This is a genomic window from Stappia sp. TSB10P1A, assembly GCF_900185725.1.
Taxonomy (GTDB): Bacteria; Pseudomonadota; Alphaproteobacteria; order Rhizobiales; family Stappiaceae; genus Stappia.
The window spans coordinates 1-25,934 of the sequence record NZ_FYAU01000007.1 but is presented as its reverse complement, the minus strand read 5'-3'; the positions used below and the strand labels follow the sequence as shown (position 1 = coordinate 25,934).

Here is a 25,934-nt window from a genome sequence, read left to right as displayed (position 1 = left end):
TCTGAAATACGTCATTGACATATGCCAACAAGAACTGGCAACTTTCATCCCAGAGGCAGGGTTCAAGCTTGGGAGGGGTGAATGAACGTGCCGCGCATGACAGGCCATGCGCTGAGCGGGGGCTGGAACGCCCTTATCGGCGACGTGACGCAAGGCCGGTGGCGTGACCCGGACACGGGCGCTCCCGTTTCCGTTCCCTTCCGCCACATCGACATTGGTGACGGGTTCGCCGAGGCCGCGCCGGACATGCTGAACAGCGTGATGCCGGCGGAAAGCTATGCGGTGGTCTGTGACAGCCATACGGCCGATGCCATGGGCTCGCGCATTGCCAGCCGTATCGGCAACCGGGCCGAGCTTGTGCTTCTCGACCATCCCCATGCAGACATGGCTTGTGTCCGCGCCCTTCAGGAGCGGACGAAGAAGCACGCGGCGCTGGTGGCTGTCGGGTCCGGCACGATCAACGACCTTTGCAAATACGCGACCTATCTCGACGGCCGGTCCTACAGCGTGTTCGGCACCGCGCCCTCCATGAACGGATACACCTCATCCACGGCCTCGATCACGCTCGACTCCGGCCTGAAGACCACTCGCAACGCCCATGCGGCCAAGGGGGTTTTCATCGACATCGCTGTGTCCGCCGGAGCGCCGCAATATCTGATCGGGGCAGGGCTGGGCGACAGCCTGTGCCGGCCGACAGCCCAGGTAGACTGGTATTTCTCTCATGTCATGCTCAGCACACGCTATGCCACTGCACCCTATGTGTTGCAGCAGGACGATGAGCGGGCGGTGCTGGAGCGCACCGCCGGACTTGGTGCACGGGACCACGAGGCCATCGGCTATCTGCAGCGCTTGCTGACCCTCGGCGGCCTCGGCATTGCAGTGGTGGGCATGAGCCATCCGGGCTCCATGGGCGAGCACCAGATTTCCCATTGGATCGACAGTTTCGCAGGCAGCCGTCATCCAGGCACCGTGCATGGACAGCAGGTGGGGGTCGCCTCCATCACCATGGCCCGTTTGCAAGACCGGATCCTGTCCAGGGACGAAGCGCCCCGAGTGAAGCCCTGGCAGCCGGATGAGGCCGCCATCCGCGCCCGCTATCCCGACGCGGCCGTCGAAGACTGCCTTGAGGCCAGCCGGGCCAAGGCGATGGACGAGGCAGCAGCGGCAGCCTTCAACACGCGCCTTGCGGAGCTCTGGCCGGAGCTGCGCCGGACCCTGCGCGCAATGATGCTGGATGCGGACGAAATGGCCGCGCATCTGAGAGCGGCCGGCGGCGGGGCAACGCCCCAGGAAATCGGTCTCGACCGGCAGCTTTATGCGGATGCCCTGCGCTATTGCCGCGAAATGCGCGACCGCTACTCCCTGCTCGATATGGCTGCGGACATGGGCATTCTGGAAGATTTCATTGAGGAAACCGTCTGATGAAACCCCTGCGCGACATGGATGACCGGGCACTGGCGCGCTGTGTGGCCGTGCTGACCGACATCGACGACACGCTGACCACCGATGGCCAACTGCCCGCCGCCGCCTACCAGGCGCTGGAAAAGCTGGCTCAGGCGGGGCTTGCGGTGGTGCCGATCACGGGCCGCCCCGCAGGATGGTGCGACATGATTGCCCGCTTCTGGCCTGTGGCCGGTGTGGTGGGTGAAAATGGCGCCTTCTATTTCTCGTATGACCGGGATGCCCGTGTCATGCGCCAGAAGTTCTTTGCGTCAGGTGAAGAACGGCGGGCCAACAGGGCCAAGCTCGAAGCCCTTCGTGAGAAGATCCTGAGAGAGGTTCCCGGTGCGGGCATTGCCTCCGACCAGCTTTACCGCGAGGCGGATCTGGCCATCGACTTTTGCGAGGACGTTCCCCCGCTGCCGGAAGATCAGGTCCAGCGCATTCTTGATATCTTCGTCGAGGCCGGGGCGGTGGCCAAGCTATCGTCCATCCATGTGAACGGCTGGTTCGGCAACTACGACAAGCTGTCCATGACCCGGATCTTTGCCAAGGACATTCTCGGTCTCGATATCGACCGGGACGGGGACCGGATCGTCTTTGCGGGCGATAGCCCGAACGACGGGCCGATGTTCGGTTTCTTCGTCAATTCCTGTGGCGTCGCGAATGTCCGGGACTTTGATCCGGCCAGCTTCAACCCGCCTGCCTATGTGGCGGATGCCGAGGGCGGCGGTGGCTTCGTGCAGATCGCCGAGCGCATTCTTGAAGCGCGTGGCTCCCTGCGGACAGCGGAGCTGAACCATGCCTGAGACGCGCTACGATCTGGCCATCATCGGCGGCGGCATCAATGGCTGCGGCATCGCCCGCGACGCGGTGGGCAGGGGGTATTCCGTCTTCCTGTGCGAGCAGGGGGACCTGGGCGGAGCGACGTCTTCCGCCTCGACCAAGCTGCTTCACGGCGGCCTGCGCTATCTGGAGCATTACGAATTCCGCCTGGTGCGGGAAGCCTTGGTCGAGCGGGAGGTTCTGTGGGGCATCGCGCCGCATTTCGTCCGGCCCCTGCGCTTCGTGCTGCCGCACGCCAAGGGCATGCGCCCCGCCTGGCTGCTACGCCTCGGCCTCTTCATCTACGATCACCTGGGCGGGCGGAAGCTGCTGCCGGGCACTTCGAAGGTAGAGTTCAAGCGGTCCCCGCTGGGAGAGGGTTTGCGGGACGATCTGACCCTTGGCTTTGAATATTCGGACTGCTGGGTGGAGGACAACCGGCTGGTGGTGTTGAACGCCCGCGATGCCCATGAGCGCGGCGCGGTGATCCGCTCACGCACCCGCTGCACCAGCGCCAAACCGCTGCCGGGCGGTGGCTGGCGGGTGACGACCCGTGACCTGCTGACCGGACGGGAAGAGACCCTCACCGCCCGCATGCTGATCAACGCGGGCGGCCCCTGGGCGAATGCCGTTGCGCGGGAGATTGCGGGGACACCGCCGAAAGGTCGGATCCGCCAGGTGCAGGGCTCGCATATCGTGGTGTCCAAGCTCTACAGCCATGACCGCTGTTTCATCTTTCAAAATGCGGATGGGCGGATCGTCTTCACCATTCCCTATGAAGATGACTTCACGCTGATCGGCACCACGGACCGGGACTATCCGGGCGATCCGGCCAAGGTGGCGGCCTCGGAGGAGGAGATCGCCTATCTGTGCGGTCTGGCAAGCAGCTACTTCAAGACGCCGGTCACGCCCGCGGACGTGGTCTGGACCTACAGCGGCGTGCGTCCGCTTTATGACGACGGCAGCTCGGAAGCCCAAAAAGCAACCCGGGATTACGTGCTGGACGTGGACGGCCGCGAGGAGGCGCCCGTTCTCTCTGTTTTCGGCGGGAAAATCACAACCTACAGACGGCTGGCAGAGGCTGCGATGGAGCATATCGTCTCCCGTATCGGCCAACCTGCCAGGGGCGGTCTCGCTGCGGGCTGGACTGGCCGGTTTCCGCTGCCAGGGGGCGGCTTTGCGCCCGGAGAGTTCGATGCGGTGGTGGACAAGTTCCAGAAGGATCACCCGTTCCTGAGCAGGGCTGAGGCCGTGCGGCTGGTGCGCCAGTACGGGACCCGTGCGGGAGCCGCCATCGGAGATGCCCGGTCCCGTGAGGAGATGGGACAGGCATTCGGTGCGGGCCTGCACGAGGCGGAGGTCCGCTACCTGCAGGAGGCTGAATGGGCTGTCAGCGCCGAGGATATCGTCTTCCGGCGCAGCAAGCTGGGTCTGCGCATGCGCCCTGACGAGATCGAAGCGCTCGATCACTTCCTGGAGGAGACGGGTGCGGGAGCAGCCGCGCGCAGGGCCTGAGCAATCAGGAAGACAAGGGGGACGACAGGAGGACTGACAGACAAGAGAAGCAGCAAGGGACATGAGAGTTCACCTGCCGTGGGGGCGGCGGGAACTGGGAGGAGACATCATGTTTTTAGGCATCGACCTTGGCACGTCCGGGGTGAAGTCGATCTTGATCGACGGGGAGCAGAAACTGGTGGCCGAAGCGGCATCGCGCCCGCTCGCCGTCACTCGCGCCCATCCGGGCTGGTCCGAGCAGGATCCGTCCCTGTGGTGGGACGCCGTCACCGAGACGCTGGATGCTCTGGCCGCCAGCCATCCTGACAAGCTCGCCGCCGTGGAAGGCATCGGATTGTCCGGCCAAATGTATGGCGCAACGGTCCTGGGCGAGGACGGCAAGCCGCTGCGGCAGGCGATCCTTTGGAACGACACCCGCACCGGCGCAGAATGCCGGGAGCTGGAAGCCGCGGTCCCCGACCTTCTGGACCGGGTCGGGCGCAAGCCAACCCCCGGCGTCACCGCCTCCAAGCTTCTCTGGCTGCGCCGCCACGAGCCCGAGCTGTTCGCCCATATCCATAAGGTTTTGCTTCCAAAGGACTATATCCGCCTGCGGCTGACAGGGGAGATGGTGTCGGACATGGCTGATGCCAGCGGAACCATGTGGGTCGACCTTGCCCGCCGGGATTGGTCGGACGCGATGCTGGCGGCCTGTGGCCTTGACCGGTCGCACATGCCGCGTCTTTGCGAAGGAACAGCGGTTTCCGGGGTGCTTCTGCCCGAACTTGCCAGCCGCTGGGGCATGCACCGGCGGCCCGTGATCGCGGGAGGAGGCGGCGACAACGCCTGCGGCGCCTGCGGCACCGGTGTCATCGAGGATGGTGAGGGCACAGTTTCGCTCGGCACCTCCGGGGTTCTGTTCGTCGCCAACAACACGCCGCGCAATGCCGGCGGAGCGGCCATCGAGTCCCTGTGCCATGCGGTCCCTGACCGCTGGCATCAGATGTCGGTGGTCCTGTCGGCAACATCCTGCCTGACCTGGCTGTCCGCCCGGCTGAAGAAGAGCCCGGCGGAACTTGCAGCCCTTGTCGGTGACAAGCCGCGCCCGGCAACGGATCTGCTCTTTGTCCCCTTTCTGGATGGCTGCTGGTCCCCGCGGGACGACGCGGCAATCCGGGGCGGTTTTCTCGGCCTGGCCCATCAGCATGACGATGCGGCGATGGCCCAGGCGGTGATGCAGGGAGTGGCCTTTGCGGTGCTGGAATGCGCCAACGCCTTCCGTGCCAGCGGCACGGACCTGAAGCGGCTGCTCGCCATCGGCGGCGGGTCCCGGTCCCGTGTCTGGATGTCGATGCTGGCTACGAGCCTTGGTGTCGAACTGGACCTGCCGGAAGCCAGCGAACTTGGCGCGGCCTTTGGCGCGGCCCGGCTGGGCATGATCGCCGCCAGCAACATGCCGCCGGAAGCGATTCTCAAGCGTCCCGCCATCCGGGGTGTCGTTGAGCCGGAAGCGGCCTTTGCGGCCAGCTATGCGCAAGCCTTTGAACGCTGGGAGGCGTTTACCGGGCTTTGCTGAGGAAGGCTGCCTCCGGGAGGAGACGGATGCAGCGGGAGGAAGGCCCGGCCCGGCGGAATGCGCGGGCGGGCAAAAGTGGAGGAGGATCAGGAATGACCGAGGAAAAGACAGTATCCGGTTTCGACCGCAGGACCTTCATGATGGGCACCGCGGCGTTTGCCGGTGCGGCTGCCTTGTGGCCGAAGGGCCTCAGAGCGGAAGGGGCGAATCCGAACTTTGCCGCCGCTTTGGGCTGGACCACCTATGACTCCGGCCGCCACCTGCAGGACGGGTTCCGGGCCGCCGTTGCCGACCTGGGCGGTACGTTGAATGCGACCGACGCCGGGTTTGATGCCCGCGTCCAGTCCGACCAGATCGACTCGCTGGTGGCAACCAAGCCCGACGCCCTGTTCATCACTCCGGCGGATGCGGCCGCCATTGCCCCGGCTGTCAAGCGGGCGATTGCCGCCGGTATCCCGGTCTTCTGCGCGGACAGCGCGGTGCCGGGCGCGGAAGTGGTGACCACGGCCATGTCGAACAACTTCGGCATGGGACAATATTCCTGCGAGTACATCTGCAAGGCCCTGAACGGCAAGGGCCGGATTGCCCGTGTGATGCTGCCGCAGAACGAGAGCTGGGATCAGCGCACCCTGGGCATGGAATGGACCCTGCGCCGCTATCCGGACATCAAGGTGGTGGCCGAATGGGCCTTTGCGCTGGCAGGCAACATTTCGCCCCGGCAGGCCGTGGACAACATCCTCACCTCCAATCCGGACGTGGATGCCATCTGGTGCGCCTGGGACGGGGCGGCTGTGGAAGGCACGCTGGCGGCTCGCGCCGCAGGCCGCAACGATCTGATCATCACCGGTATCGACGGCGGATCGCAGGCCTTCAACTATATCGCGGGCGGCACGCCGCTGAAGCTCTCCATGGCGCAGAGCTTCTACGAAATGGCCTATGCCTGCGTGTTCTACGCCCATGAGAAGCTCGCCGGGCGCAACACGCCCCGCCTGGTGATCACCCCGACCTACGCCGTGACGCAGGAAATGCTGACCAACGGTATTCCGGACGATTTCGACGTGCCGGGCCGTGCGGCCGAGCTGGGCTGGACCCGCGCTCTGTGACGGAAAAGTCCGCGGGGCCATTGCTGGCTCCGCGGATTCTCGAACGAAAGGGAGCAAGGCTCATGGGAACGCCTATCCTTCAGGCGTCCGGCGTGTCCAAGAGGTTCGGTCCGGTCATGGCCCTCACCGGCGTGGATTTCCGCGTCGAGGCAGGCGAGATCCACGCGCTTCTGGGCATCAACGGCGCAGGCAAATCCACATTCATCAAGATCCTCTCGGGGATCATCCAGAAAGATAGCGGCAGCATCCGCATCGCTGGCAAGAATGTGCACTTCCGCGGGCCGAACGACGCCATCGGCGCGGGCATTGCGACGGTGCAGCAGCATCCCGAGCTGGTGCCGGACATGAGCGGTCTCGACAATATCTTTCTGGGCCGGGAAAGCGCCGGCCGCAGCCTGTTTGCCCGGGTCGACCGTCAGGCGCTGGAAAAGCGCGCCAAGGCGCTGCTGGCCCGGTTCTCCGTGCCGCTGGATCTGTCCAAGCCCGTGGCCCAGATGCCCGCCGTCGAGCGCGAGGCCGTGGCCGTGCTTCAGGCGATCGCCAGTGATGACATCAAGGTTCTGATCCTCGACGAGCCGACCTCGACCCTGACAGAGGTGGAGCGGGAGGACCTGTTCAGGCTCATGCGCCAACTGCGCGCCCAGGGCATTTCGATGATCTACATCACCCATCAGTTGGAAGAGGTGTTCGCCATCGCAGACAGCTTCTCCGTCTTCCGCAACGGCACCTGCGTTGCGCGGATGAGCGTAGAGGAGGCCAGGCGGCAGGACCAGTCTCTGGCGACGCTGATGCTGGGCGAGGAAATCGGCGATGTGTTCCCGGCCCGCCCGGAGGGGCTGGAGATTGGCGAGACCGTCCTCAGTCTGAAGGGGTTTGGCAGTGCGGGCGCTTTTCGCAACATTCACCTTGAAGCCCGCAAGGGCGAGGTGGTCGGCATCTTCGGGCTGGTCGGCTCGGGCGCGGAAGAACTGGCGAAAGCGGTTTACGGCGTTCAGCCTGCGGAAGAAGGCGAGATGGTGCTGAAGGGCAGGACCCTGGCGCCGAAATCTCCCCGTGAAGCGCTTGATGCGGGCATTTTCCTCGTGCCCGGCGACCGGCGCACGGAAGGGCTGACGCTCACCCGCTCGCCCCTGTTCAACGTGCCGCTGGCCAATCTCAAGCGCGCCAGCGGCGGCGGCTGGATGCTGCGCCGCAGGCAGGTGCGCCAGGACGCCAGCGAGATCACCCGCGCCATGGCCCTGCATCCGCCGAGCCTGACCACGGCGGCCAGCGACTTTTCCGGGGGCAACCAGCAGAAGCTCGTTTTGGCCAAGGGCCTCTACAGGGAAGCGGATCTTTACATTTTCGTGGAGCCGACGGTCGGTGTCGACATTGGCGCAAGGGCCAAGATCTACGCGCTGATCCGGGAGCTGTCCTTACGGGCGGCGGTGATCGTGTTCTCCAGCGACTGCGACGAGGTCAACGGCGTCGCCGACCGGACCATCGCCATGCACAAGGGCCGTCAGGTCGACCCGGGGCCGGAAGGTTTCACCCGCGACCAATTGCTGATGGCCGGCATCATGGGGGAACTCCACGCATGAAACTTCTGTCTCCCCTTCCCTCCATCTGGGGCCGGGCGCTCGTCTTCCTGCTGCTGGTGGTGCTGGTGGCTGCCGGGTTCACCATCGCCGAGCCGCGTTACCTGTCTCACGCCAGCCTCTCCGGCATCGCCCGCCACATGGCGGCCAACGGCCTTGCGGCCCTCGGCCTGACCTTCGTGGTGGTGGTCCGCAAGTTCGACCTGTCGATTGCCGGGGTCGCAGCTTTCACCGCCATGACCATGGGGGCGGTCATTGCGGCGGGCTATCCGCTCTGGGCCGCTGTCGCCATAGGCATTGTGACCGGCGGTCTGATCGGCATGGTCTCCGGCGTTGCCATCAGCCGTTTCGGCATGCCCGATATCGTGACGACCATCGCCACCGGCTCTGTCTGCGCTGGCCTTGCCTTTCTCTACACGGGCGGCCGGTCGATCTTTCAGAACTTCTTCACCAGCGGCATCACCGACTTGAACGATGCTCGCTTCCTGGGGCTGGGCGTGTCGCTGTGGTTCCTGGTCGCGGTCTATGCGGCGGCCTGGTTCGTCATGCACCGCACCCGAACGGGCCATGCTTTTTATGCGGCCGGCGAAAACCCCGTGGCAGCCCATTACTCCGGCATCCAGGTGAAGAACTACGTGGTTCTGGCCTATGTGCTTTGCGCCGTCTGCACTGTGCTGGCCGTGCTGCTGATCCTGGCGGAAAGCGGCAATGCGGAGACCAACAAGGGCGCCAACCTGATGATGCCGGCCTATGCGGGCGTCTTCCTGGGCGCGGCCATGATGGCCGGCACCTCCGTGCTGGCGACGTTCGCGGGCATCTTGCTCATCACCATGCTGCTCGACGGCTTCTCGCTTCTGGGCGTGCCCTACTACTACAGCGACGGCGTGGTCAGCCTCATCCTGCTCATGGGTGTGGTGGCGTTCTCCGGTTTCGCCCGCAACTGGGCCAGCTCCTTTGCGGTGTTCTTCCGGGGCAGCGGCAGGACCAACAACAAAAGGGAGTGGCAGGAATGACCATGGCCTATCCGGACCCCGCCTTTCGACGCCCGCGTGCGCGCAAGCTTGCCCGAACAATAACAAACCTCTGGCTTGTCGCCGTGCTCGTGCTGCTGACGCTGGCCATTTCCTCGGTGCGACCGCAACTGGTGGAAAGCACCAACATGATTTCCATGCTGCGCTCCTTTTCCATCATGGCCGTAATGGTGCTGGGACTGACCTGGGTGATCGCGGCAGGACAGATTGACGTCAGCTTCATGCAGGTCGCAGCTCTCGCCAACATGATGACGGCAGCGCTGCTCGCCCATGGCTACGGCTGGAGCGTAGCGATAGCCGTTGCCCTTGGAACCGGCGTGCTGGCGGGGCTGATCAATGGCTGGCTCGTTGCCGCATTGCGGCTGCCCGCCCTGATCGTGACCATCGCCACGGCGGGCATCTGCGCTTCGGCCGCCGCCGCTTTGGGCAAGGGCACCGTGATCCGCATCGCCGATGCCGGGCCATTGGGCTGGATGCTCAATACCCCTGTTCTGTCCGTCGTGCCGGTAATCGTGCTGCCGGTGGCGGTGCTGGCTCTGGCGGCCTGGTACATTCAGGAGCGGCTGACGCTTGGACGCTACATCTATGCCATGGCCCAGAACGAGGCGGCTGTCCGCTCGGTCGGCGTGCCGGTGACCCGGCTGATGATCTTGCTTTTTACCCTGTCCGGCCTTTGCGCGGCCATGGCCGGGGTGATGCTTGCGGCCAGCCTGTCTTCCGGCCAGCCCACCATCGGCGGCCCCTTTCTGATCAACGGCCTGACCGTGGTGCTGCTGGGCGGAATGATGGTGCATGTCGGCAAACCGAACATTCTCGGCACCCTGACCGCGACCCTGTTTCTCGGGGTTCTGTTTAGTGGCGCGGCTCTGCTCGGCCTGCCGGACTATCAGCGCCAGATCATTCAAGGCGTTCTGCTGGCGCTTGGCCTCGGGGTTGCCACATGGGCCGGCCGCCGTCATGGCAGCCGCGGCGGGGAGAGCGAAAAATGAGCGGATCGTCTGATGTGTTCATCGGACTGGACTGTGGCACCGGCGGCGCCCGTGCTCTGATCTGCGGCGCGGACGGAAAGCTTCTTGCCGTCGCCAGCAAGGACTATCCCACCCGTTTCCCCCAACCGGGCCGGGCCGAACAGACCCCGGAAGACTGGTGGCAGGCAGCCTGTCTCGCCGTCCGGGAGGCTGTTGCGGAAGCGGGCGTCAGCCCCGCCAGCGTACGCGCCATCTGCGCGGACGGCACCTCCAGCACGCTTGTCGCTCTGGACGAACATCTGTCCCCTATCGGCGAGGCGATCTTGTGGATGGACAACCGGGCGTCCCCGCAGGCGCACCAGATCCAAGCCAGCGGCCATCCGGCCCTGCGCCGGTCACGGGGCGGTGTCAGCGCGGAAACCGCCCTGCCGAAGATTCTCTGGATCAAGCAGCAGGAACCAGAGCGCTATGCCCGCACCCGCTGGTTCGTCGAGATGGCCGACTACATGGCGCTGCGTCTGTCCGGCCAACTGACCCTTGGCCTCAATCACACGATCAACCGCTGGTTCTACGATCCGCGCCAGGGAGGCTGGCCGCTGAGCCTGTTCGAGGCTGTGGGGCTGGAGGGAATCGAGAGCCGCTTTCCTCCTTGGATGCTGCCCTTCGGCGCGCCCATCAGCCCCTTGAGCGCGGAAGCGGCGGAGGCTCTGGGCCTGACTACCTCGACCCTGACGGTCTGCGGGGGAACCGACGCCTATGTTGCCATGGCCGGGCTCAACACCCTGCGCGACGGTGAGACGGCGCTGATCACCGGCACGTCCCATCTGGTGCTGCCGATGACAGACGCCGACACCGAGGTGGAAGGCATCTTCGGGCCGCATCCCGATTGTGTGGTGCCGGATCTCTTCGTCATGGAAGGCGGGCAGGTGTCCTCCGGCGGCATTTTGCGCTGGTGGCAGGAAGTGGCCTTTGGCCGTGAGAAAAGCGATTTCGAGCGCATGATGCGTGAGGCGGAGGAGGTGCCGCTCGGTGCCAATGGCCTGATCGCGCTGGATTTCTGGCAGGGCAACCGCAATCCCTACATCGACTACGACCTGCAGGGCGCGGTCTGGGGCCTGACCATGAAGCATGGCGCCGCAGACATCACACGGGCGCTGATGGAATCCGTGGTGCTTGGCACGGCCAATATTATCGAGCGCCTGACCGCCAACGGCATTTCCATTGGCAGCATGACCGTGGCCGGGGGCTGTTTGCGCACGCCTTACTGGCTGCAGATGCATGCGGATGCGACCAACCTGACGCTGAGAATCCCCGAGGTGGGCGATGCAACCGCCTTGGGCGCGGCAATCGGCGCCTCTGTCGGAGCTGGCGCTTATGACAGCCTGCAGAGCGCAGCGCGCCAGATGGTCAGGATCAACCGGGAAATCCGACCCGATCCGTCGCGGCATGCCGCCTACCGCGATCTGCTGGCCCTCTACCGGGAGACCCACGAAGCCCTGAGGCCCCTGATGCACCGTATGGCGGAGCGGACCCGGACAATGCGGCCTGACACCCTGGGCCCTTGAGCCTGATTGCTCAAGGACCAGGCCGCCACCACCAACAGCCCACATAGATGGGCCTCTAGCGTGACCCCAAAGGACCCTCCGCCTCGACTGGCGGCGGAATGGTCAAGCTTTGTCAAATGACAGGAAAGGAATGACAATGGCACCACATATCGGAGATCTGGTTGCGGAAATGCTGGCGCGATCCGGAGTCGAGTATGTTTTCGGCATGCCCGGCGGGCAAACCACAGCTTTGCATGACGGGATTTCCCGGCGCTCCGACCGTATCCGCCATATCCTCATGCGCGACGAGCGCAACGCCGCCTATGCGGCAGATGCCTATGCCCGCCTGACCGGCAAGCCGGGCATTTGCGACGTGACCGTCGGTCCCGGCGCCAATCTCCTGCCCGCAGGCTTTCTGGAGGCGCTGAATGCCTCGATTCCCTTGGTCGGCATTATTGGGGAACTGCCGCTCGACTGGCTGCCGCTGAAGGAAAAGGGCATCGCCAGCCAGGGTTTCGACCAGTTGGCCTTCTTCAAGACCTGCTCGAAGGAAGCCTTCCTGGTGCCGTCGGTTGCTGCGCTGCCGGAGTTGATCCGCACCTCCATGCGCATTGCCACTGCCCCGCGGCCTGGTCCGGTCGCCCTGATCATTCCCCATGATATCTTCGATGCGGACTGGGACATGGACACGCTTCTGGCGACCGTCGATGATCGCAGCGTACGCATTCCCTACCTGCGCTCGACCGCGCCCGATGGCGATATTGCCGCCGCAACCGCCTTGATCCGCAAGGCCAAGCGCCCCGCGCTGGTCTGTGGCGGCGGCGTGCATGGCTCGGATGCAGCAAAGGAAGTCACCGCCTTCGCCGACCGTCTCGGGGCGTTGGTGGTCACCAGCCTGTCGGGAAAGGGCTCCGTGCCTGAAACCCGGAGCTACGCGGCGGGGGTGCTCAATCCGCTCGGCTCGAAAGCCGCCATCGATCTCATTCAGGAGGCTGATCTGGTGATCTGGTGCGGCTCCAAGGTCAGCCAGAACACGGGCATGAACTGGACCCTGCCCAAGCCGGACCAGGCGACGATCACCATCGACTTTGATCCGCTCGAACACGGGCGCACTTTCCGCCCCACCGTGCCGCTGTTGGGCGATGTGCGCGAAATCATTACCGCGCTGGATGCAGCTCTTGGCGAGAGCATGGCGGACAGCCGCCCGGACTGGATGGCCCGGATTGCCGAGGCGAAGGCCGAGTGCGACGCGGCGAAGGCGGAGGAAATGCGCTCCGACCAGATCCCGGTTCTGCCGCCGCGCGTCATGGCGGAAATCGACAAGCGCCTGGGGGACAAGGATATTGTCGTCTCCGATGCGTCATTTTCGGCAGGCTGGATCTCCGGCTATATTCCGGCGCGCGAACCGGGACGCAAGTTCCTATTTGCCCGCGGGCAGGGCGGTCTTGGTTATTCGGTTCCCGGCGCGATTGGCGCGGCGGCCATTGCCCCGGAGGGGGCGCGGGTGGTCACGGTCGCGGGCGATGGCGCGTTCTCCTACACCATCGGCGAACTGGCCACCCAGGCCCAGTACAATCAGCGCGTGGTCAATGTGGTGATCAACAACGGCAAGCTCGGCTGGATTCAGCTGTGGCAGGAGATCTTCTTCAAGAATGTCCTGTCTTGCGAGCTGGAAAGCCAGAGCAGCGTTCCAGGGTATGCCGCTGCGGCGGCGGGCCTTGGGCTCAAGGGCATCTATGTGGAGAAGCCTGAGGACATTGGTGCGGCCCTCGACGAGGCCTTCGCCCATGACGGGCCGTCGGTGGTGGAGGTGCGCATCGATGACCGGGCAACCCCTATCCACTCTTTCAAGCGGCGCATGCGCGAAACCGAGGACAAGCCCCGTCCACGCCCGGGCACGGTCTACAAGCTGCGTGACTGGAAGATCTCTCCGGATCTTTGATCCGGATCCGGCTGTTTAAAGCTCCCGGAGTTCCGGAGCCCTGACCCAGCCTTCTGTCCCGGAACCAACTGCGGGTCACGTCTCACACCAACGTGGCCCGCTTTTTATCTACCGGGAAGCGGCCATATACGCCCGCCTCCTGCTCCTCGTCGAAACGGCTGCACTACAGTTCTGGTCCTTTCGATACGGCCAGAACGAACCTCGAGCTGGATTGGCAGGCAAGGGCAAGGTCAAACCACCATCGCCTCATGGCTATTCCGGCAATCCTAGAGAAAATCGGCTTGCCGCGGCGGAGCATTGTCCGTCAAAATTCGCGTTCCTGCAGGTTATTCCATCTATCCCATGACCCAATATGGTTCCGTCATACCTTTGGAAGGCAACGCCAGACCCTCTTGGATTTGCAATCCACGCAGTTTCCACCATTGACAGCGTCTTGTCATCGGCCTTGCCATCCAGCGCCAAGATGGCACCGGACTGCCATGTCATACGCGCTTTGAAGGTGCCGCTTGCTGCATCGTAGTCGCTAAAAGACACTTCGATCTGGTGTCGTTGGCGACTTAACGTGCCCTCGTCAATATAGACACCTTGAAGGACAACCCCGCTCGTAAGAACGCGTTCCACCGATGAAAAATGTTCGGCGGCGCGTTTCCTTTGCGCAGCTTCGGCTTCCTCCCACGCCTTCCTTTCCTCTGCAGCCCTCTTCCGCTCCGCCTCCAATGCGGCTTGCCGCTCTTGCTCGATACGGGCCGCAAGAGCCGTATGCTCGTCCGAGCCTTGCACCACGGCAAGGCCAGAGAAGGCGCCGCGAGGCTCCCCAACAGCGGCGAAGGGCGATCCCTGCAGATCGAATGCGAACACCCATTGCCCTTGATTGAGCGTTGCGGACGAAATGCCATAGACCTTGACGGCGTGGCCCGCCGGAAGCACCTGACGCAACACTAAGACATCTCCCAGATGCCCCAGCGGCTCGAATGTATCTTCCTTGACTTCAATAGACGCGTTGAACCGGCTCTTGTACAGCGGTTCAATGTTGCTTCCGAAGTTTTGCGTTGCTTCGACCTTGAAGTCTCTAACGTCCCACACCGGCGGAATATCGAACGTGAATGCGTTTCTTATCTGCCTCTCACTTGGCTCGGCGGCGAACGCGGATCCGCTGATGAGCGCCGCGAAGATCGCCGCAACGACGGGAACCGCCAGGAAGACGTTTTTCATTGCTCTCCCTCTGAACGTGGATCAACGAAGATAGGCAGGCCAGTACCGGCGCTCGCGGTCGTGCCAGTACCGGTATCCATTGCCGTCGCGGTAGAAGGTGTAGCAAGTCCGCACGCCCGAATGGCTGTTGGTTGCGCACAGGACGCCGTTGTCGTTTATCTGCCAGGTGCCCTGGGCGGTCATCCGGCTGTCGGCATAGCGATAGGTGCCGTCTCTGGAGAACAGGAAGGTGCCCTGGCCTTGGCTCCATTCGCGGCCGATGAAGGCGCTGCGCACCTGTTCGGCGGTGAGGCGGTTGCCGTTATCGGCCGCCGCGGTCTGACAGGCCATCAGGCTCAGCGCGAAAAGCACGGCGAAAACCACGCCGAAGCGTGACAGTCTCGGGAACATCATCGCTTACCTCGGCAGCGCGGCTTTGATGCGGTCGAGGATCTTCAGCGACTCCCGCATGGCACCCGCGTCATTCTGCCGATGGGCGCGGTCGTGCAGGACGCGGCCCTCTTCCAGTTGCCGCGTCAGCTCGGCCTTGCGCTTGGCGGCCAGTGAAGCGGCGGCAAGCTGCTGCAAGACCGCGGGGTATTCTGCCGTACCCCGGCAGGCGAGTGCGCTGGACGTCCCCGCCGCCGTGACGAGAAGGCCACCCAGGAGAAGAGCGGCAGGCCGTAGAAAAGATCTGTGTCGGCTGGTCATGGAGGTTCCCGGTTTCCGTATGGCTTGTCCAAGCCGCCCACCCTCAACCTGTAAGCAGGCGCCCAGCAACAGCCCGTGTGACGGGCTGCCCGACCATGCTCTTAGGGAGGACGGCATTCGGCGTCATCTACCAACTTGGAAGGCTTGGAAAAATCGGAAGACAAGGAAATTAAACGATAATTATCAAAGTGTTGACCGGTTTCAGCGTGCTGGCTAAAAAGGACGGACGAGGGTCAGGCCTGGGGGCTGCATGGGGCGCAGACTTGAGAGCATTGAAGAATGGCACAGGCTATTCGATGCCTTGTGCATGGAGCGGGGGCACGTGGACAACGGCAGCCTCGCCAGCGACTACTGTGCCCTCACCAGGAAGAGGACGGACGGGGCCCACGAAACGGCGCTCAAGAGCCTGAACAACTGGCGTCAGGGTGTCCATGTTCCCAATCGCCGCAATTTCCGGCTTCTGACTCTGTTGCTCCAGATCGAGGACGGCGACGATATCCTGCCGCATTGGCATCGGCTTTACGAAGAGGCTCAACGGCGCAAGCCCTCCAATGAGCAGGGTAACGACAAGAACGGCGACGCCACGGACTTGCAGGAGCTTGCGCCGCGGATCACCGTCGGCGCGTCCCGTCGCTCGCGCCGCTGGCCGATTGCCGCTGTAATCGCCGTTGCGATTGTCTTGGTGGGCGGCATGGGGATCGGATTGATCGGTTGGCAGAAACCGGAGCCTCAAGTCGCCGTGCGGAAGAAGCCGGAGGCCGGCGAGCCGGTCATCGACATGACCGGTGAGCGCATTTACTGGCGCGAGCTTTCCGAGGTGAGGGTTGGCGAGTCGGTCGTGATCCATGCCAAGCGCGGACGCTGCGGCGAACAGCCACCATCTTGGGAAGAGACGTTCGAGTACCTTCCGGAACTCGCCACGGGCATTTGGTCGGACGGAGGCGTCGGGTTCCGGATCAGCCGATCCTGCGGCGGCGCGACGCCGGCACGGGCGGTCGTGTTCACCGCCACGCGGTCCGGCGAGGAGCGGTTCATGCTCTACGAGGACCAGATCACGATCCGCGTGGACGAGTAGGGGGCTGTCGCCGAAGTCAGCGGAAGTCAGCCGAATCCGGCTCTCGGGCCGGATCGTTCCGGAGCGGCAGGCCAGGCCCTCGGTTTTTGCGAGGGCTGTCCTCATCTCATCCGACTGGTCCCCTCGGGTTCGAGGCGCTAATCAAAACCAGCTTTCGGGCGCAGTCCCGGCCGGCATGCAGACATGCTGCGCGCCGCCGCCCGCTGCCCAGCCAGTCGATCCCTCGCGATCATCGCCAGCCAGACCGAAGCGACAGATTCCTGCGCGCGACCCGGCCTCCCGCCGCGGTTCCGACGCGCCTGCGCCCGCCCACGGGCGCGACGGGGGCCATTCGCGATGTTCAAACCACTCGCCGGTATTCTTCTGACACTTGCCGCAAGCCTCGCCCTGCCAGCGGGGCCGTCGGCGCTGCGCGCCGAGCCGGAGGCGCCGCTCGTCATCGCCGATCCACGCGGCGATCGCGGCCTGCTCGCGCCCTTCGCTCATCGGCGCGACGGCATGGGCTATATCTACACCGGGTTCCTCTTCGACACGCTGGTGGAGAAGGACGAGACCGGCGCCTTCGTGCCCGGCCTTGCGCTGCACTGGCAGGCCAGCGGCGCCGGCCTCGTCTACGACATCGATCTCGACCCCTCGGCGCGCTGGCAGGACGGACAACCGCTCACCGCGCAGGACGTCGCCTTCACGGTGGACTATCTGCGCCGGCACCGGCACGGCTTCGTCTCCGTCGAGGCGATCGGCGAGGCGGTGACGCTGGACGAGGCCCGGCTCCGCCTGACGCTCACGCGCCCGGATGCCGGCTTTGTCGGCGAGGTGCTCGCCGGCATGCCGGTCCTGCCCGCCCATGTCTATCGCGACATCGAGGATCCGCAGCGGTTCGCCAGCCTGGAGGCGGCGACCGGCAGCGGACCGTACCGGCTGGCGACTTTCGACAAGGCGCAGGGGCGCTACCGGCTGGAGGCGGTTGCCGGCCATCGGGCGGGGCCGCCGCGCTTCAGCACGGTCGTCATCACCAGGCTCGCGCCCGAGGCGGCTGCGCTGGCGCTGATCCGCGGCGAGGCGGACATCGTGCCGAACCTGATGCCGGCGAAGGCCGCAGAGGTCACAGCGGCCGGCAAGCTGGTGATCGAAACCTCGAGCGGGCATCCGGTGCGCCTGCTGTTCAACCACCGCAATCCGGTTCTGGCCCCGCTCGCGGTGCGGCGCGCGCTGGCTCACGCGCTCGACCGGCAGGCGCTCGCCGACATTGCCTATCAGGGCCATGCGCAGGTCGCCGAGGCCGGCTATTTCCAGAAAGGCTCGCGCTGGCTTCGGGATGGCGGGCTGCCTGGCTATGCGTTCGATCCGCAGCAGGCCGAGCGTCTCCTGACGGAGGCCGGCTGGACGCGCGATGCGGCTGGCAATTGGCAGACGGAGGGCGCGCCCGACACGTTGCGGCTCGTGGTCGGCGAGGACATGCGCCGACTGGCGGTGACGCTGGCCGACCAGTTCGCGAGGTTCGGGCTGAAGGTCGCCCTCTCGGTGCTGGAGCAAGGCGCCCTGCAGGACCGCCTGGCCTCCGATGAGTTCGACCTCGCCCTTGCGTCGACCAGCACGCTCGGCGATCCCAACGGGATCGGCCGGCGGATCGTCGGTGACGACTGGCGCCACGACCGCTTTCCCGGCGATCAGGACTTGCGCGACCTGCTCCGGCGCCAGTCGGAGGCGCTCGATGCGGACGAGCGGCAGCGCATCCTGTGGCAGTTCGAGGATCTCTATCTCGCCCAGCTTCCCTCCTTGATGCTGGTCGATCCCGTGTGGATGACGGGGCACTCGCCGCGGGTTGTGCCGGTGATGCCGGCCGATGGCGTCGCCATCGGCATTCCGAGCCCGCTGCACAGGTCGCTGTTCTACCGTCCCGGCGCGCTCTAGGGAGGCCGATGTGGCGGCAGGCTTCCCGTCTCGTGCCGGCCGAATGGTCCTCGACCGGGCCCTCGCCCTGCTGCTGGTCGTCGCCCTCGGCTTCCTGCTGCCGCGCTTCATGCCGGGCGATCCGGTCGAGTTGCAGCGGGCCTCGGACCTCGATCTCGGGCTTGCGGCTGCGCAGCGCGAGACGCTGAGGCAGGAGATGGGCCTCGGTGGATCGCTCGGCGAGCAGTTTCTGACCTATTGCGCGGCGCTCCTGTCCGGCGATCTCGGCTTTTCGGTGGCCCATGCCGCGCCGGTGTCGCAGGTCGTGGCGGGTGCCCTTGCGTGGACGAGCCTGCTCGTGCTGCTCGCCTTTCCGATCTATCTGCTGATCGGGCCCTGGCTCGGCATCGAGTCGGGCCTTGCCCCGGAGCGACCGCTCGGCCGAGGCCTTCTCGTCGGCCTGTCGGCGCTGGGCAGCGTGCCGCCCTACGCCGTCTCGATCCTGCTGCTGTGGCTTCTTGCGGTCGCGGTCCCGTTGTTTCCGCTGGGCGGGGCGGAGGCGCTGCTTCCCCCCGCCGATCCCCTCGTCCGGATTGCCGGGGTGCTGCATCATGCGGCCTTGCCGGCGCTGGCGCTTGCCACCCACGAGATCGTCCGCTTTTTCTTTCTGAGCCGCGGCGCGACTCTTGCCCTGTCGCTGCGGCCCTTCGTGATCAACGCGCGGGCGCGGGGCATCGCCGGCTGGCGGCTGCGCGTCACCTATCTCGCCCGCAGCCTGGCGCCGGTGCTGGCAGGGCGTCTCGGCGACACGCTGGCCGGCCAGTTCTCCGTCGTCCTGTTCGTCGAGATCGTGTTCTCCTATCCCGGCATCGGCCTGGTGATCCACGAGGCGATCCGCGCCCGCGACCTTGCGCTTCTGCAGGGAGCGGTGATCTGTCTCGCCGCAGCGATCCTGGTCCTGAACGCGCTGCTCGACGGACTGGCCGGCCGGCTGGCGCGCAGGGGCTGAGCCATGGTCTGCAGCGTTCCGGCCCCTGGCCGCCAGCGAAATTCGCCGAAGCGCGGCCCGGCCGGCCGCCGACCGGCGCTTCGCCGCCTGTTGGGCCGGGGCCTTGGTCTCGCCATCGCGGTCGTTCTGCTGGTGTCCGGCATCGGCCTGCCGCCGCCGGCGACCGGGCCCGATATCCTCATGGCGCCCGGCTTCGCCCATCCTCTCGGCACCAACGATATCGGCCAGGACGTGCTGGCCGGCCTGCTAGCGGCAACGCCGAACTCGATCGCCATCGCGTTCCTGGCTGCGGCGGCGACGCTGGCGCTCGCGATCCTCGGCGGTCTTGCCGCAGCGTGCGGCGGCCGGATCGTCCAGGCACTGGTGTTGCGTCTGGTCGACATCCTGCAGATCCTGCCCTCGATCCTGATCCTGCTGGTGGTGGCCGCCTCGCTCGAGCCGGGCCTCGTCACCCTCGTGCTGCTGCTCGCCCTGACCAACTGGCACGACGACGTGCGGGTGGTGCGCGCCCTGATCCTGCGCGAACTCACCCGCGAGAGCCTGCAGCAGGCACGGCTGGTCGGCTACGGCTGGTTCTACCTGTCGGTCCGGCACCTGTTGCCGCCGATCGCCCCGGAACTGCGGGCGCTGGCGCTTGAGAGCGTCCGGCGGGCGGCGCTCAAGACCGCCGGACTGGGCTTTCTGGGACTTGTCGATCCGCAACTGCCGACCTGGGGCGGGATGATGCAGGACGCCCTTGGCCACCTCACCACGCCGGCCTGGGCCTGGCTGATGCTGCCTCCGGCGGTGACGCTGGCCCTGTTCCTGCTGACGATACAGCGCCTCTCCGGCGACCCGTCGGGCCGCACCGCCGCCGAGGCAGAAGCATGATCGAGGTAACCGACCTGTCGCTCGCCATCGGCGGACGCCTGCTGCTCGACCGCATCGACCTGCGGGTCTCGCCCGGCGAGACCTATGCCCTGCTCGGGCCGTCCGGCTGCGGCAAGAGCAGTCTCGCCCGGCTGCTCACCGGGCTTCTGCCGGGCAGGCCCGCCGCGCGCGAAACGCTTGCCGGCCGGCCGGCCGCCGGGGCCCGCTGGGCCGGCGCGGCCCGCGTCTGCGACACGGACATGCTCGCCGCCGGACCCCGCCGCCTGCGCCGCCTCTACGGGCGCGCCATCGGCCTTGTGGTGCAGGGGCTCGGCGATGCGCTCAATCCGCATCTGACGGTTGCCGGCCACGTTGCCGAAATGCTCGCGGTGCATGGCAGCGATGGGCGGAGCGTGCGCGAGATCTGCCTGGACTACGATCTTCCCGAGGTGCTTCACGACCGATATCCAGCCCATCTCAGCGGTGGTGAAATCCAGCGCGTGCTGCTCGCCCTCGCGCTCATCCCGCGGCCGCGGGTGCTGATCCTCGACGAGCCGACGGCCTCGCTCGACCCCGCCAGCCGCGACCGCGCGCTGCGCAGCCTCGCCAGGCGGGCGGAGGAGCGGGCGCAGATCCTCATCACCCATGATCGCGATCTCGCTGCCCGCTTCGCCGCACGCGCCGGCTGGCTCGAGAACGGTCGGTTGCAGCCGGGCCTGCCCGCTCGGCGTCCTCCGGCAACGGTGCTGCGGGACGTGGCCGGATCCGCCCCATGCCGGGCAGGCGCGACCGCGCGGCTGCGGCTGCAGGCGGTCAGCCACGCGGTTGGCAACCGCTGCCTGTTCGACGGGGTGTCGATCACCATCGCGTCCGGCGGCTGCGCCACGGTGTGCGGTCCGAGTGGCAGCGGCAAGTCGACGCTGGCGCGGCTGGCTGCCGGGCTGATCGCGCCGCAGCAGGGCGAGGTTACGGTCCTGGAAGGGGAAGAGGGCAGCGGCAAGGGCCGGCATCTCACACTGCCGCGCGCGGCCTGCGCCCTGGTCAGCCAGCATCCGCACCGCGCGATGGCGCCGCATTTCACGGTGCGCGAGGTGCTCGCCGAGGTGCTGCAGGCCCCGGAGCGGCGGCCGGCGCGGGTCTGGCCCTGGCCGAGCCGCGCCGCGCGCGCGGCGACGGATGATCGGATCGCACGCCTGTTGACGCAGGTCGGACTGCCGGTGGCGGCAGATTTCCTTGGCCGCCGGGTCGCCGTTCTGTCCGGCGGCGAGGCGCAGCGCCTGGCGATCGCCCGCGCGCTGGCGCGCGCGCCGGCGTTTCTGGTGGCCGACGAACCGACCGCGGCGCTCGATGCCGACACTCGTGACCAGATCGTGCGGCTGCTCGCGGATCTGGTGCGCCGGGGCGCGGGCTTGCTGCTCGTCACCCATGATCCGGCCGTCGCGGCGACGCTCGGCGGCGCGCGGCACACGCTTGCCGGGGGTGTGCTGATGCGACTGCCTGACGGGGAGCGCCGGGGCCCGGCGCCGGCGTCGCGCCCTGGAGCCGGAGCCGGGGTGGCGAGCGGGCGTGCGGAGCACGGATGAGATGCACGCAGCGCCTCTGGTCCGACGGGTCCGGAGCGGCACACTGGACCACGCGCGGAGCCGATGCCTTCGCCCCTTGTGGGAGCCGACATGACGAAACGCCCTCCCTTGCGTCTATGCGTTGCCGGCGGAACCGGCTTCGTCGGCGCCCATGTGGTGCGCGCCGCGCTGGCACGCGGCGACGAGGTGGCCGCCACCTGGCACGCGGCAGAGGAGCCTTCCCGCCTCTACGCCCTTCCCGGCGCGGCGCAGCGGCTGCGGCTGCATCCGGCCGACACGGCGGACCCGGCGTCTTTCGATCCGGCGTTGCGCGGGGCGGATGCCCTGTGCATCGCCTGTTTCCCGACGCGGCGACAGGCGGCGGACGGAACCCCGGAGGCGGAGCTCGATCCGCGGCGCGGCGCCGCCGAGCTCGTGCAGCCGCTCGAACAGGCCTGCCTCGGCCTGATGGCGGCGGCGCATCGTCATGACATCTGCCGCGTCGTGCTGTGCTCCAGCACGGCCAGCGCCGATCCGCAGGACCCGGCTGTCGTCCGGAACGAGGTCGATCACGTATCCGATCTTGCGGCGCAGCTTGCCGCCCGCCGCTTCGGAGCGGCGCAGAAGACGGCGATGGAGCAGGCCGCCCAGCGTTTCGCGCAAGCGGCCGGGATCCGTCTGTCGATCCTGCTGGCGAGCATGGTGGTCGGGCCGCCGCTGCTGCCCGGGCACGTCGAGGGTCATGTCCTCGCGATGCTGCGCGATCTCGCCGCCGGCCGGCCCGGCTGGCATCGGCAGGTCCCGGCGGGCTCCATGTCGCTTACCGATCCGGACGCCCTGGCGCGGATGGTGCTGGCAGCTCTCGACCAGCCGCAGGCAAGCGGCCGCTATTTCGCGATCACCGAGAGCCGGACCTGGCAGGACCTCTATGGCCTCATCGCCCGCCACGTGCCGGCCTCCGCGCTGCCCGCGCCCGCCGCAGGACCTCCCGAGCCGCCGACCCGGTTCGACTTCACCCGCCGCGAGTCGCTCGGCGTTGCCATGCCGCCCGTCGAGGAGATGGTCGCCCGCACCTTCGCGGCGCTCGCTCCGGGTCGGTCTGCGGAGGCGCTGCCCTCTTCCCTGTCCACCGATCGAGGCGACCACCATGCACCCGACAGCACCGCGTGAGGACGCGCCGCCCAGCCCGCCCTTCGCCCCGCTCGGCGACGCGCTCCTGCCCCCCGAAAGCCGGCTCTCGCCGGCCGAGCTGCGTCAGCGGCGGTCGATGAAATGGGCCACCCATGGCGAGGACGTGCTGCCGGCTTTTGTCGCCGAGATGGATCTTGCGCCGCCGCTTTGCGTGCAAGAGGCGATTGCCGACGTCGCCGCCCGCGGGGACTACGGCTCCCCGCCGCATCTTTCGACCGGCGCGCCGCACCCGCTGGCGCTTGCCCATGCCGCCCGGATGGTGGCGCTTTACGGGTTCGAGCCCGAGCCGGACCTCGTGGTGCCTGTCGCCGACCTGGTGCAGGCGCTCTATCTTTGCGTTGCCGCCTTCACCGATCCCGGCGACTGCGTGCTGATCCAGGAGCCGATCTACCCGCCGATCCGGGCAGCCGTGCTCGACCAGGGGCGCCAGGTCGCGACGCTGCCGATGCGCGCCGACGGCCAGGGTCCGGCGCTTTCGGCGTCCGAACTCGATGCCCGCCTGCCGAACCGCACGCGCCTCCTGCTCCTGTGCAACCCGCACAATCCGACCGGCCATGTCGCGACGCGCCCGCAGCTCGACGCGCTCGCCAGCCTGTGCCTTTCGCGCGACATGGTCGTCGTCAGCGACGAGATCCATGCCGACCTGGTGTTCGACGGACGCGCGCATGTCCCTCTCGCCGCGCTGGGCGCGGAGATCGGCGCGCGCGCCGTGACGCTCGTCTCCGGGACGAAGGCGTTCAACATTCCGGCGCTGTCGACCGGGCTGATGCAGTTCGGCTCGGGCGGGCTGAAGCAGCGGTTCGCGGCGCGGATCCCGCTCAAGGGGCTCGGCCTGGCAAATGCCTTTGGTGTGGCGGCAACGCTTGCCGGCTGGGCGCGGGGCGATGAATGGCTCGACCGCCTGCGGACCTACCTGCAGGCGGCACGCGACCATGTGCAGCGGCGCCTCGCCGCCGAGGTGCCCGGCATCGCCTTCGCCGCCCCGCAGGCGACCTATATGGCCTGGCTGGATCTCTCGGCGCTGGACCTGCCCGGACCGGCGGCCTCCGTGCTGCTCGAGCGGGGCCGGATCGCGCTCAGTGCGGGCGAGCGCTTCCTGCCGGGCGGAACGGCTTTCGCGCGGTTCAACTTCGCGGCGGCGCCGGAGCTTCTCGATCCGCTGGTCGATGCCCTCGTTGCCGCCTGCCGGACCCGGTGAGACCGGGCCGCGAGGCAGCCGGCCTCATGCCGCGGTGGCGGCCTCGGCTTCGGGCACCGACCGGCCGACCGCGCCGTGCAGGTCGAGACACCGCTCGAACCAGTCATGCACGGGGTCGCCCGGCGACAACACTGGCTCGGGCGTGCAGACACGGGCCCACTGGAACACGCCGAACAGGATGTAGTCGGCAAAGAGCGGCCTCTCGCCGCCGAACCAGGGCTGCAGGGCCAGCACCGCCCGCAAGGGGGCGAGGCGGGCCGGAAGGTCGGCGAGCGCGGCGTGGCGGGGCTCGAACAGGGCCTCGAGCGTCTTGCCGAACCGCTTCTCCCGCGCGGCGCGGAAATAGGCCCGGTCGGCGGGAGACATCATAGCGTGCATGTCGAGCATCGCCGCGGCCGAGATCGGCGGGTGCAGCATCTCCTTGCTGAACGCCTCGACGAAACGGGCCATGGCGATGCCGCCGGCGCCGCCGAACAGGCTCGGCCGGTCGGCGTAGCGCTGCTCCAGGTAGAGGGCGATGGCGAAGCTGTCGCCCTCGATATGGCCGCGGTCGTTGAGGACCGGAACGCTGCGGAAGGACCCGTCCTCGATCCCGGCGATGCCATCGAAGCTCACCGCCCGCAGCTCGAACTCCAGACCCTTGTGCAGCAGGGCCAGGATGATCTTCCACACATGCGGCGAATAGTGCCGGCGGGTGTCGGCTCCGGTGAGGCTGTAGAGAATTGTCTGCATGGCAGGTTTCCCGTTTGGCATGCCGGTCAGCGCAGCAGGGCGGCGCGCGGCGTCCCGGCCGTGACCTGCGCGAGCAGGCCGCGCACCACCGCCACCACGTCATCGGGGTCGGGCAGGGAGAAATGGCCGTGCATCTTGTCCATCAGCGGGTCGAAGTGCTCGCGCCAGACGGGCTCGATCACCGCGTAGCCGTCCTCGCGCATCCGTGCCACGTTGCGCCGCACCGCCGGCTTTTCCCACATCGGGCCGCCCATGACGGGGAAGAACGCGACCGGGAAGGTTGCCGCGAGAATGACGGTCGTCAGCCGGTTCAGCGAACTGCCGTTCGCGACGGCGGAGAGCGTATTGGCCGTCGCCGGCAGGACGATCAGCAGGTCGTGATCGAGTACGATCCGGCCAGGCTTGTCGGTCGGCCAATCCTTCGGATCGTCACCGCAGATCAGCCGGTCGACGAAAAGCGCCGTGCTCGCCGGGTTGATGAACTTCGTCGCGGTCGGCGTCAGCAGCGCGGTGATGCTGCAGGCCATCGCTTCGCGGATCGCGCGCAGGTAACCCGGCAGCAGCGTCGAGTCGAGCGAGCCGGACACCCCGACAAGGAGACGCGGCGCGGGCTGGAGCGAGGAATTCGGCGACTGTGTCATGCGGGCACCCTTTCCGGTTGGGAGAACGAAGGAGATGGCATCTGCCCGGCCCGCCTGGCCTCGACCACGTCCCAGACACGGGCGGCGATGTCGGGTCCGCCGAGCCGGGCGACGGCGCGGATGCCGGTCGGGGCGGTGACGTTGATCTCCGTCAGATAGCCGCCGATGACGTCGATGCCGACGAGGATCAGGCCCTTCTCGCGCAAGGCCGGACCGAGACGGGCGCAGATCTCGCGCTCGCGCGGGGTGAGGTCGGCCTCGCGCGCCGCGCCGCCGCGCACCATGTTGGAGCGCAGGTCCCCCTCCTGCGGCACCCGGTTGACCGCCCCGGCGAACTCGCCGTCGACCAGCAGGATGCGCTTGTCGCCCTTGGAGACCTCGGGCA

General features: G+C 66.9%; 22 protein-coding genes and 1 pseudogene. 17 read left to right on the top strand and 6 right to left on the bottom strand.

Features of this window, described 5'->3' with window-relative positions:
• The first annotated feature begins 81 nt into the window (after positions 1-81).
• From TSB10P1A_RS01425 to TSB10P1A_RS01380, 10 genes are all read left to right on the top strand, one after another.
• Positions 82-1,422, top strand: a complete 1,341-nt coding sequence (locus TSB10P1A_RS01425) for a sn-glycerol-1-phosphate dehydrogenase (RefSeq protein WP_186386124.1) — start codon at positions 82-84, stop codon at positions 1,420-1,422.
• Positions 1,422-2,249 carry an HAD-IIB family hydrolase gene (locus TSB10P1A_RS01420; RefSeq protein WP_186386123.1) on the top strand — a complete coding sequence of 276 codons (828 nt, stop codon included), beginning with the start codon at positions 1,422-1,424 and terminating at the stop codon, positions 2,247-2,249. The genes TSB10P1A_RS01425 and TSB10P1A_RS01420 overlap by 1 nt, the downstream gene beginning before the upstream one ends.
• Positions 2,242-3,780, top strand: a complete 1,539-nt coding sequence (gene glpD, locus TSB10P1A_RS01415; protein ID WP_186386122.1) for a glycerol-3-phosphate dehydrogenase — start codon at positions 2,242-2,244, stop codon at positions 3,778-3,780. The genes TSB10P1A_RS01420 and glpD overlap by 8 nt, the downstream gene beginning before the upstream one ends.
• A 61-nt stretch (positions 3,781-3,841) precedes the next feature.
• Positions 3,842-5,335 (top strand): xylulokinase, encoded by a 1,494-nt coding sequence (gene xylB / locus TSB10P1A_RS01410; RefSeq protein ID WP_244292913.1) that lies wholly within the window; start codon positions 3,842-3,844, stop codon positions 5,333-5,335.
• Between the two features lie 92 nt (positions 5,336-5,427).
• Positions 5,428-6,438 (top strand): sugar ABC transporter substrate-binding protein, encoded by a 1,011-nt coding sequence (locus TSB10P1A_RS01405; RefSeq protein WP_186386121.1) that lies wholly within the window; start codon positions 5,428-5,430, stop codon positions 6,436-6,438.
• Positions 6,439-6,500: 62 nt separating this feature from the next.
• Positions 6,501-8,018: a sugar ABC transporter ATP-binding protein gene (locus tag TSB10P1A_RS01400; protein WP_186386120.1), complete on the top strand. Its 1,518-nt coding sequence runs from the start codon at positions 6,501-6,503 to the stop codon at positions 8,016-8,018.
• Positions 8,015-9,028 (top strand): ABC transporter permease, encoded by a 1,014-nt coding sequence (locus TSB10P1A_RS01395; protein ID WP_186386119.1) that lies wholly within the window; start codon positions 8,015-8,017, stop codon positions 9,026-9,028. The genes TSB10P1A_RS01400 and TSB10P1A_RS01395 overlap by 4 nt, the downstream gene beginning before the upstream one ends.
• Positions 9,025-10,035, top strand: coding sequence for an ABC transporter permease (locus TSB10P1A_RS01390; protein WP_186386118.1), 1,011 nt, complete (start codon positions 9,025-9,027; stop codon positions 10,033-10,035). Before TSB10P1A_RS01395 ends, TSB10P1A_RS01390 begins: the two co-directional genes overlap by 4 nt.
• A complete protein-coding gene (locus TSB10P1A_RS01385; protein WP_186386117.1) occupies positions 10,032-11,579 on the top strand; it encodes a ribulokinase in 1,548 nt (515 codons plus the stop codon). Before TSB10P1A_RS01390 ends, TSB10P1A_RS01385 begins: the two co-directional genes overlap by 4 nt.
• 136 nt (positions 11,580-11,715) lie before the next feature.
• Entirely contained in the window at positions 11,716-13,500 is a 1,785-nt protein-coding gene (locus TSB10P1A_RS01380; protein WP_208986990.1) for a thiamine pyrophosphate-binding protein, read from the top strand.
• Between the two features lie 252 nt (positions 13,501-13,752).
• Here TSB10P1A_RS01380 and TSB10P1A_RS01375 read toward each other — a convergent pair whose 3' ends face one another.
• From TSB10P1A_RS01375 to TSB10P1A_RS01365, 3 genes are read right to left on the bottom strand one after another with little or no spacing between them, the layout of a single operon-like run.
• Positions 13,753-14,712 carry a hypothetical protein gene (locus TSB10P1A_RS01375; protein WP_186386116.1) on the bottom strand — a complete coding sequence of 320 codons (960 nt, stop codon included), beginning with the start codon at positions 14,710-14,712 and terminating at the stop codon, positions 13,753-13,755.
• Between the two features lie 21 nt (positions 14,713-14,733).
• Positions 14,734-15,102, bottom strand: a complete 369-nt coding sequence (locus tag TSB10P1A_RS01370) for a DUF995 domain-containing protein (RefSeq protein ID WP_186386115.1) — start codon at positions 15,100-15,102, stop codon at positions 14,734-14,736.
• 6 nt (positions 15,103-15,108) lie between these two features.
• The gene (locus TSB10P1A_RS01365; protein WP_186386114.1) at positions 15,109-15,279 is read right to left on the bottom strand and encodes a hypothetical protein; all 171 of its coding nucleotides are present in this window, start codon (positions 15,277-15,279) and stop codon (positions 15,109-15,111) included.
• A 445-nt stretch (positions 15,280-15,724) separates the two neighbouring features.
• Here TSB10P1A_RS01365 and TSB10P1A_RS01360 point away from each other — a divergent pair, with 445 nt between their 5' ends.
• The 7 genes from TSB10P1A_RS01360 (at position 15,725) to TSB10P1A_RS01330 (ending at position 24,176) form a co-directional block, all read left to right on the top strand.
• Positions 15,725-16,477: a hypothetical protein gene (locus TSB10P1A_RS01360; protein WP_186386113.1), complete on the top strand. Its 753-nt coding sequence runs from the start codon at positions 15,725-15,727 to the stop codon at positions 16,475-16,477.
• Positions 16,478-16,813: 336 nt separating this feature from the next.
• Complete coding sequence (locus TSB10P1A_RS01355) at positions 16,814-18,388, top strand: ABC transporter substrate-binding protein (protein ID WP_186386112.1); 1,575 nt, start codon at positions 16,814-16,816, stop codon at positions 18,386-18,388.
• A 43-nt stretch (positions 18,389-18,431) separates the two neighbouring features.
• Complete coding sequence (locus TSB10P1A_RS01350) at positions 18,432-19,376, top strand: ABC transporter permease (protein ID WP_186386111.1); 945 nt, start codon at positions 18,432-18,434, stop codon at positions 19,374-19,376.
• A 3-nt stretch (positions 19,377-19,379) separates the two neighbouring features.
• Positions 19,380-20,246, top strand: a complete 867-nt coding sequence (locus tag TSB10P1A_RS01345; protein ID WP_186386110.1) for an ABC transporter permease — start codon at positions 19,380-19,382, stop codon at positions 20,244-20,246.
• Positions 20,243-21,808 (top strand): ABC transporter ATP-binding protein, encoded by a 1,566-nt coding sequence (locus tag TSB10P1A_RS01340; protein ID WP_186386109.1) that lies wholly within the window; start codon positions 20,243-20,245, stop codon positions 21,806-21,808. Before TSB10P1A_RS01345 ends, TSB10P1A_RS01340 begins: the two co-directional genes overlap by 4 nt.
• 90 nt (positions 21,809-21,898) lie before the next feature.
• The gene (locus TSB10P1A_RS01335; protein ID WP_186386108.1) at positions 21,899-22,957 is read left to right on the top strand and encodes an NAD-dependent epimerase/dehydratase family protein; all 1,059 of its coding nucleotides are present in this window, start codon (positions 21,899-21,901) and stop codon (positions 22,955-22,957) included.
• On the top strand, positions 22,935-24,176 hold the full coding sequence (locus tag TSB10P1A_RS01330; RefSeq protein WP_186386107.1) for a MalY/PatB family protein: 1,242 nt from the start codon (positions 22,935-22,937) through the stop codon (positions 24,174-24,176). Before TSB10P1A_RS01335 ends, TSB10P1A_RS01330 begins: the two co-directional genes overlap by 23 nt.
• Positions 24,177-24,200: 24 nt before the next feature.
• On the opposite strand, the gene TSB10P1A_RS01325 is transcribed toward TSB10P1A_RS01330, so the two are convergent.
• The 3 genes and pseudogenes from TSB10P1A_RS01325 to TSB10P1A_RS01315 all read right to left on the bottom strand — a co-directional run.
• A complete protein-coding gene (locus TSB10P1A_RS01325; RefSeq protein WP_186386106.1) occupies positions 24,201-24,908 on the bottom strand; it encodes a glutathione S-transferase family protein in 708 nt (235 codons plus the stop codon).
• A 26-nt stretch (positions 24,909-24,934) separates the two neighbouring features.
• The gene (locus tag TSB10P1A_RS01320; protein WP_186386105.1) at positions 24,935-25,549 is read right to left on the bottom strand and encodes a flavoprotein; all 615 of its coding nucleotides are present in this window, start codon (positions 25,547-25,549) and stop codon (positions 24,935-24,937) included.
• Positions 25,546-25,934, bottom strand: a pseudogene (locus TSB10P1A_RS01315) (glutathione synthase); the annotation flags it as partial. The pseudogene TSB10P1A_RS01315 and the gene TSB10P1A_RS01320, both read right to left, overlap by 4 nt.